At 31.4% G+C, this 7,534-nt stretch carries 5 protein-coding genes and 1 pseudogene; 4 read left to right on the top strand and 2 right to left on the bottom strand.

Annotated features, from left to right (window positions below):
- Window positions 1-133: 133 nt before the first annotated feature.
- Window positions 134-3,166 carry a glycosyltransferase family protein gene (locus ACP5S8_RS07245; RefSeq protein ID WP_461876300.1) on the top strand — a complete coding sequence of 1,011 codons (3,033 nt, stop codon included), beginning with the start codon at window positions 134-136 and terminating at the stop codon, window positions 3,164-3,166.
- A gap of 111 nt (window positions 3,167-3,277) precedes the next feature.
- Here the strand turns inward: ACP5S8_RS07245 and ACP5S8_RS07240 are convergent, their stop codons facing one another.
- Window positions 3,278-4,306: a glycosyltransferase gene (locus ACP5S8_RS07240; protein WP_461876299.1), complete on the bottom strand. Its 1,029-nt coding sequence runs from the start codon at window positions 4,304-4,306 to the stop codon at window positions 3,278-3,280.
- A gap of 44 nt (window positions 4,307-4,350) precedes the next feature.
- Between ACP5S8_RS07240 and gnd the strand changes: the two genes are divergently transcribed.
- The 3 genes from gnd to ACP5S8_RS07225 are packed head-to-tail and all read left to right on the top strand — an operon-like array spanning window position 4,351 to window position 7,224.
- Entirely contained in the window at window positions 4,351-5,253 is a 903-nt protein-coding gene (gene gnd / locus ACP5S8_RS07235) for a phosphogluconate dehydrogenase (NAD(+)-dependent, decarboxylating) (protein WP_461871182.1), read from the top strand.
- The gene (gene zwf / locus ACP5S8_RS07230) at window positions 5,246-6,592 is read left to right on the top strand and encodes a glucose-6-phosphate dehydrogenase (protein WP_461876298.1); all 1,347 of its coding nucleotides are present in this window, start codon (window positions 5,246-5,248) and stop codon (window positions 6,590-6,592) included. The genes gnd and zwf overlap by 8 nt, the downstream gene beginning before the upstream one ends.
- Window positions 6,577-7,224 (top strand): 6-phosphogluconolactonase, encoded by a 648-nt coding sequence (locus ACP5S8_RS07225; protein ID WP_461876297.1) that lies wholly within the window; start codon window positions 6,577-6,579, stop codon window positions 7,222-7,224. The genes zwf and ACP5S8_RS07225 overlap by 16 nt, the downstream gene beginning before the upstream one ends.
- Here ACP5S8_RS07225 and ACP5S8_RS07220 read toward each other — a convergent pair.
- Window positions 7,211-7,534, bottom strand: a pseudogene (locus tag ACP5S8_RS07220) (tetratricopeptide repeat protein); the annotation flags it as partial. The gene ACP5S8_RS07225 and the pseudogene ACP5S8_RS07220 sit on opposite strands and share 14 nt — an antisense overlap.

Genomic DNA, 7,534 nt, shown 5'->3' with positions numbered 1-7,534 from the left:
TTGCACTTGTGTAGTGAAAAAAGGTATAGCTACTGGTACTGGTATATGCACATCTGATGCAAGCGGTGCTGGCTGTACATCTATGTAATATTCATTCTCTCCCCCGCGGAGGGGAGTTTTATATAATATTTTAATGAAAATATCAAAATCTCTTATAAAACAATCTATAAAAGAGTATGAATACGGAAATTTAGAAAGAGATAAGTATTATATATCTTATCTTGATGTAGATAAATCAAACGTTGTCCATAGAAAATTTGAAATACCAACAAATAAGATATATAGAAAAGGTGTTGATTTAACCAATAAAAAACTTCTTGTAGTGACTGCCTTTGCTCTTGGGGATAGTATTCACTTTTTACCTATTTTAAAAGCTATAAAAAGAGCTTACAGTGGTGTATATATAGGATACGAGCATAAAAAAGACAACAAACTACTTTTAAACAACCCATATATAGATGAACTTGTGCCAAATCCAATAAGCATAGATGTAATAGATAAATTTGATTATATATTTGATCTTACAGCTCATGTGTCTACCGTTGGTTTTGACAATCAATTTGTACCAGATTATCTTGCTTCGCTTTTCGATGAAAAAGTTTTTAGCTTTTATGAGAAAGATAAAAAACCGGATATAAGCTTATCTAATAATCCTGAAGTAATAGAAAATATTAACAAGATAAAAGACTTATCCAAAGGCAGGCCTATTTTAGGAGTTCATTTTGAAGCAAGTTCTATACATAGAAGGATACCACCAGATGTTTTGGATATCGTTTTAAACTATGCAAAAGATAGATACACTATAGTATCTGCTTACACAGAAGCTGGTAAGGAGCTTGCCAAAGAGTATTTTGAAAAATATCCTTTTATAATAGATGTATCTTCCTATGTGAAAGATGTGGAGCATCTTGTTCATTATGTAAGTATATTGGATATTTTAATAAGCGCTGAAACATCGGTAGCCCATATAGGAGTGGGTATAGGGGGACGTGGCAGACTTGGAGTGCCTACTTTGGTGGTTTTAGGTGCTTCTTCTTTTGAAGCCGTTTATGATTATAAAGTCCCATATATAAAAGGAGTAAATGCAAGGTATGTAGGTTTAAAATGCTCAAGTCCTTGTAGAATACACGCTTTAAATACACCTTGTCCAGAGGCAAGAGTTTTAAAGGAGCTAAAAAAACAAGAGGATGATTATTCACCTTGTTTTAAGTTTATAGATAGAATTGAGCTTTTAGAAACCTTTAAATCTTTAGAAAAGCTTGTAGAAAATCCAAATTTAATGAACCATGACAGACTTGTAGAGCAAGATAAAGAAGAGGTAATTTTACCACCAAACTTTGAAGAGATTTATAGTTATTATTACAAAAGTAAAATTGTAAACGATTATATAGGAAGTGCTCATTTGTATTTTTATAAGTTTAGGCACAACATATACTATTTTATAAGAGAGTTTGCTTTAAAAAATAAAGTATTAAAGATAGAAGGATACGATAAAGCCCTTTATGAAGAGATTTTAAAAGATGCTTTAGATATAACTATAAATGAAACATCTAACAACATCATAATTACAGATGGATTTTACAAAAATATAGATTTTGAAAAGTTAAAAGATAAAAAAGCTTTGATAATTTTTGCAAACAAAAATAGAGTTTACAACTTCGTCAAAAAAGGCACAGATATATTTGATTTGGGCGTGGTAAAGCAAAATGTAATTGAGTATTCAAAAGAAGAGCTTAGTTTTATACTTTCAAAATATTTTAAAAGCTTTAAAATTTATGAAACACCTGCAAATATTTATGAATATGAATCTGTGTTTGGTAAATCGGTATCCTTGGAAGACCAAGTTGCTCACAACACGTTTTTAAGAGATGCCATAAACTCTTTGCAAGGTGCTTTTTTGGTGGCTGTTGTAAATGAAGATATAAATTTAAGACATCATCTTGATACGTTTAGTGCTATGCAATATGAGTATCTTGTGGCTGATAAGTATAAAGATATTAGTTTTTATACTAAAAGCTCAAAAAACTCTGATTTTGATATAATAGAGTTGAACGCTGGTAAAAAATTAAAAGTTTTTTTGGCTTTTGATAAAGATAAAAATTCTCCCACTCAAGAGCTTCATAATTTTTATAATACTTTCAAAGAACTTGATTGTAGTATATATACAGCTTTTATACCAGAACAAGATTACAACTCTAAAAAAGACACAATCCTAACTACTCTTTCAAATATAGGTATTGATATAGTATTTACAGATTTTAAAAACCTAAAACAAAAAACCTATCTAAACTACATATCTTCAAGGATAGTGTTTATAGACAGAGAATCAACGTTTGAAGATTTGATAAATCAGTTTAAAGATAAAAAAGACAAAAAAGATGATGTTTTGAAAAAATTAAACGATATTTTCAATAAGTTTTCTCCATCAAAAACTATTTATTTATCCACAGACAATAGAGTTGTTGAATTTTTAAAAGATAAGTCTTTGGATGCAAGGCATTTTTACGGATATTTTGTAAAAGATAACGTAGAAAAAAATTCAAAAGGTTCTAAGGTGTTATTTTTATCTGAATGTTCTATTCATAAAACCTATGCCGATAATTCTATAACAGATTTTTTTATTAAAAAACTATCAAACTTTAGGACTTCTTTAAAAGCTCTAAAAGAGGATATAGCTCTTCAGGATTTGAGAGAATACTTCTACGATTATCTTTATATGGGAGCTTACGCTTTAAAATTCAACGACAACAGCATAAAGCATTTTGGATTGATAGATTTTGATGATGAGATGGTGTTTAGAGTAGCCCTTAGTACCATTTCAAAAACAAGAGATTTTCCAGTTGTTATACATCCAAAAGATATAAAAACCATTATGAACTCTAAAAATATAATAATAGGACTAAGTGATATAATATCAGATACACTAAATAAAAGATTTTTTGAGGCTTTTAGCAACAAAACCATGTTTATAACAGACTATAAACCAATACTTGAAGATATGTTTGGTAAATACGGCGAGTATATAAGCGGGTTTTCTATAGAAGATATCGTAGAAAAAGCAAATTACTTTAAAGAAAACAAACAAGAGGCAAAAGAGATAATAAATTATATAAGTAAGAGTATGCAAGATTTTGAGCTTAAAAAGGTGATAAAAGGTATAATATAGATAACGTAGGACCATTTCTATTTTTTATGTGTTGAGTGATATAAATTTAATTCATTTAATACATCACATAAAAGGATTCAATTGGAATTCTCCATGGATTTTAATTCCTTATTAATTAACAATATCCTTCCACATCTTTTTAATATTGTCTTTATGAAATAACTTAGCTCTTTCTAGTGAATATTTAGCTTGTTCGTTGTATAAAGCTTTATTGTTCTTAAGCTCTAAGATAAGAGCTTTTAACTCATCTATTGTATTGTAAAACAATCCTTTCTCCCCTAAAATATATCTTGCTTGTGATATGTTGCTTGATATACATGGTATACCTATAGACATCGCTTCTAGTAAAGATAGCGGCATTGCCTCGTAGTTAGCTTTTGATGTAAAAACAAAGATTGAAGCGTTTTGTTTTAGATATTCTATAGGATTTTTTACAAAACCTAAAAAGCTTATGTTGTTTAGGTTTAGAGATGTTTTAAGACTTGTTGCTTTTTCTAAATCATCACCATCTCCTAAGAAATCCGCTTTTATATCTGTATCTTTCAAAGCCTCTACCAAATCTCTCCAACCCTTTTCCTCTAAAAGCCTAGAAACCCATCCTATCTTAAACTCTTTTATATCTTCATATCTTTTTGGTTTCTTTTCTATATTTTCAATCCAGTTTGGTATAACTATTGATTTGTCATGTGGTACAAGGTCTTTTGATAGAAAAGTTTCTTCTATAACAGGAGATACAAATATTATTTTTTTAATATAAGGATGTTTAAAATAATTGTCTGACCATTTTCTTAAAGCTTCTATGTTGAACTCTAACGATGCATAATTTGCTTGGATCCATACATAGGTATTTGGATGGTAAAACATGTAATCTGGTTTGGTAAGTAGCATTATATCTGATTCTAATATTATATCTTTGAAATCTTTTACTTCGTCGTATTTTGTTAGGACGCTATCTACACCTTCTATATTTTTTACTTCGTTGTATAAGGGTTTAAATGTAGTTATAAGGTTTATGTTGAAGTCATTTTTTAAAAGCTCACAAAACTTTACTATCATCTTAGCATGTCCGTCTATTGTAGGGTTGTCATTGTGGTAGTATCTTGCTTCTAAAATAGTTATACTTTTCTTCCTTTTTGGCATATATTTAATTATAAAAGATTTTAGATTATATTTAGGAGGTGTTTATGAAGATAGCTTTCTCAGGGCTTGGGAGAATGGGGCTTGGTCTTTCAAGAAGGTTAAAAGAAAGAGGACACGAGGTTTTTGGATTTGATAGAAATCTTCACTGCACCAAAGAAGCTTCTTCTTACGGAGTAAAGTGCTTTGCCACTTACAAAGAGATGTTTGAGGCTTTTGGTGATGATAGAAGGATTTTGTGGATTATGGTGCCTCAAACCGCTGTAGATGATGTGATAAACGAGGCTTTGCCTTATTTAAAAGAGGGTGATATTGTTATAGATGGTGGAAATTCTTACTATAAAGATTCTATAAGAAGGTATAACTTTTTAAAAGAAAAATCTATAAAGTTTTTAGATGTGGGGACTTCTGGTGGGGTTTGGGGTTATGAGAGGGGTTTTTCTTTGATGGTGGGTGGAGATAAAGAAGATTTTGATTTTATAAGCCCTATACTTAAGGATTTGGCAAACGAAGGGGTTGGTTTTGGTTATATGGGTGGGCCTGGTATGGGACACTTTGTTAAAATGGTTCACAACGCTGTTGAATACGGCATGATGGAAAGTATTGCTGAAGGGCTTGATCTTATAAGGGTTTCAAAACCTGATGTAGATTTAAAAGAAGCTGTGAGGGTGTGGACAAAAGGGAGTGTAGTGGCATCTTGGCTTATGGATTTAACCTATAAAGCTTTGTGTGATTTTGGGCTTTTGGAAGATATAAAACCTTATGTGGAAGATACCGGAGAAGGAAGATGGAGTGTGTTAGAGGCTGTAAACGAAGGAGTTCCTATGCCATCGATATCAAACGCACTTTTTATGAGGTTTCGCTCAAGAGAACAAGAGAGTTTTAGAGATAGGCTATTAGCAGCCTTAAGATACGAATTTGGACAGCATAAGTTTAAGAAAAATGAATAACTTTGTTTTTGTCTTATTTGGTGGAAACGGCGATTTAGCTTGGAAAAAGATACACCCTAGCCTTGCTAAGCTATACAAAGAAGGTAAAATCTCCCCTAAAAAGGTGATATCTTGCTCAAGAGAATCTAGTAGGGATGAGTTTATACCAAAAATTAAGTCTTTGTTTGGGGAAGATTACGCTTCTATATGCGATTATATAAACGTAGATGTTACAAATTCAAAAGATTTTAATTTTATTAAAAGCATAGAAAAAGATGAAATAATATTTTACTTAGCTATTCCCCCAAATCTATTTGAGTCTGCTATAAAAAATATAGGCCATGTGCTTCTTGATATGCCCAATAAAAGAAAAATTGTTGTGGAAAAACCATTTGGGTACGATTTAGATTCTGCTAAACGTCTAAACAACCTTTTGCATACGTTTTTCTTAGAAAAAGAGATTTACAGGATTGACCACTTTTTAGGTAAAGAGGCGGTGCAAAACATATTTAGCTTTAGATTTGCCAATTACATATTTGAAGGTATTTGGAATAAAAATTTTATAGACCATGTTCAAATATCAGCCTTGGAAGATATAGGTATAGAAGGAAGAAGCGCTTATTACGATAAGTTTGGGGCTTTTAAAGATATGATACAAAATCATCTTACCCAAATGGCAACCTTTATAGCTATGGAACCCCCATGTTGCATAGATGCAGAAGAAATAAGAAACGAAAAGGTGAAGGTTTTAAAATCTGTAAGACCACCAGACATAAAGGATGTGGTGCTTGGAAGATACGAAGGGTATACAATGGAACCAGGCGTAAAACCTGGCTCAAAAACAGAGACTTTTGCCGCTGTTAAACTCCATATAGACAACTTGAGATGGCACGGAGTCCCATTTTATCTTAGGACTGGTAAAAAGCTAAAAACAAAGGCGACCCAAATAGTGATAGTGCTTAAAAATATGCCTACATCCTTTGCCAAACTCATAGGTTGTGAGCCAAAAGAAAACAAGATAGTAATAAAGATAGCACCTATTACAAATATTGAGTTAAGGCTTGATATAAGAGCCCCAAACTCTGATTTTCTATCTTGTCCATTGGAAGTGTCTATGAGCATGGAAAACAACCAGACGGCCTCAGAAGCTTACGAGACGCTTATTTTGGATATAATAAACTCAAATCAAACGCTATTTTTAAGAGAAGACGAGGTAGAGCTTGCATGGGCTTTGTATCAACCACTTTTAGATATATGGAAAGAACAAAAAGATGTAGACCTTTACGAAGTAGGTTCTTACGGACCAAAATCGGCTGATATGCTTATAAACAAAGACAATAGACAATGGTATATCTTTTAGATTTTATAAGAGTTTATGACTTTGACTCGTTGGAATCTTCATCTTATTTTTTACTAAGGTTTTTCTTAAAAGCCAAAAAACTTAAGTTAAATATAGCCTTAGCCGGTGGGTCCACCCCTTTATACCTTTATAAGCTTATGTCAGGTTATCAATTTCCCAATTTTAAATTTTTCCTAACAGATGAAAGGTATGTCCCAAACGACGATGAGAATAGCAACTATCACAACATATCTAAATTCCTAAACATAGAACCTGTTTATAAGACTGGAGATATTGAAAAAGATTGTGAAGAGTTTTCAAATATTATTAAGAAAAATCCAATACACATAGCTTTACTTGGTATAGGAGAAGATGGGCACAGCGCTTCTATTTTCCCAGATAAAAACATTCTAAAAACTTGTGAAAACACGCTAATAAGCTTAGCTCCAAACTCTATGCTTCGTATATCTTTAAACTTCAAAGCCTTATCAAATTCTCAGCTTATCTTTTTCGTATCAAAATCAAAAAAAGGCGTAGTTTCAAGGCTTTTAAAAGAAAAAGATACGATAGCAAATGAGTTTATATTACAAAATACCTGTAAAAAGCCTATTCTCGTATCAGATGGAATGAAGGATTTATTCAATTCTCTTTAGTGTTGTTTACAAAGTTTATTCTACTTTGATTAGGAAACTCATTTTCATATTTTAGCTTTATAAGTTCTTTTGATAGTTCTATGGCTTTATCTTTGTATTTTTGACTTATATCTTCTTTAAACAATATTTGCCTTATTAATTTTGACGCTTCTTTAAATTTGTTAGCCTCCATATAGCATTTTGCTTTTAGAAGCAACATATCTGGTATACTTGAAGCACCTATGTTGTTTTTCTCACTATCTATAAGATAAATTACTTTTTCCTCTATATCTTTTTTACTACACATGTTGTTGTCTACGTAGGCTTTTGC

Source organism: Hydrogenobaculum sp. (genome assembly GCF_049967395.1).
Lineage (GTDB): Bacteria > Aquificota > Aquificia > Aquificales > Aquificaceae > Hydrogenobaculum.
The sequence above is the reverse complement of the archived record's forward strand: the minus strand, read 5'-3'. Positions and strand labels throughout refer to the sequence as shown.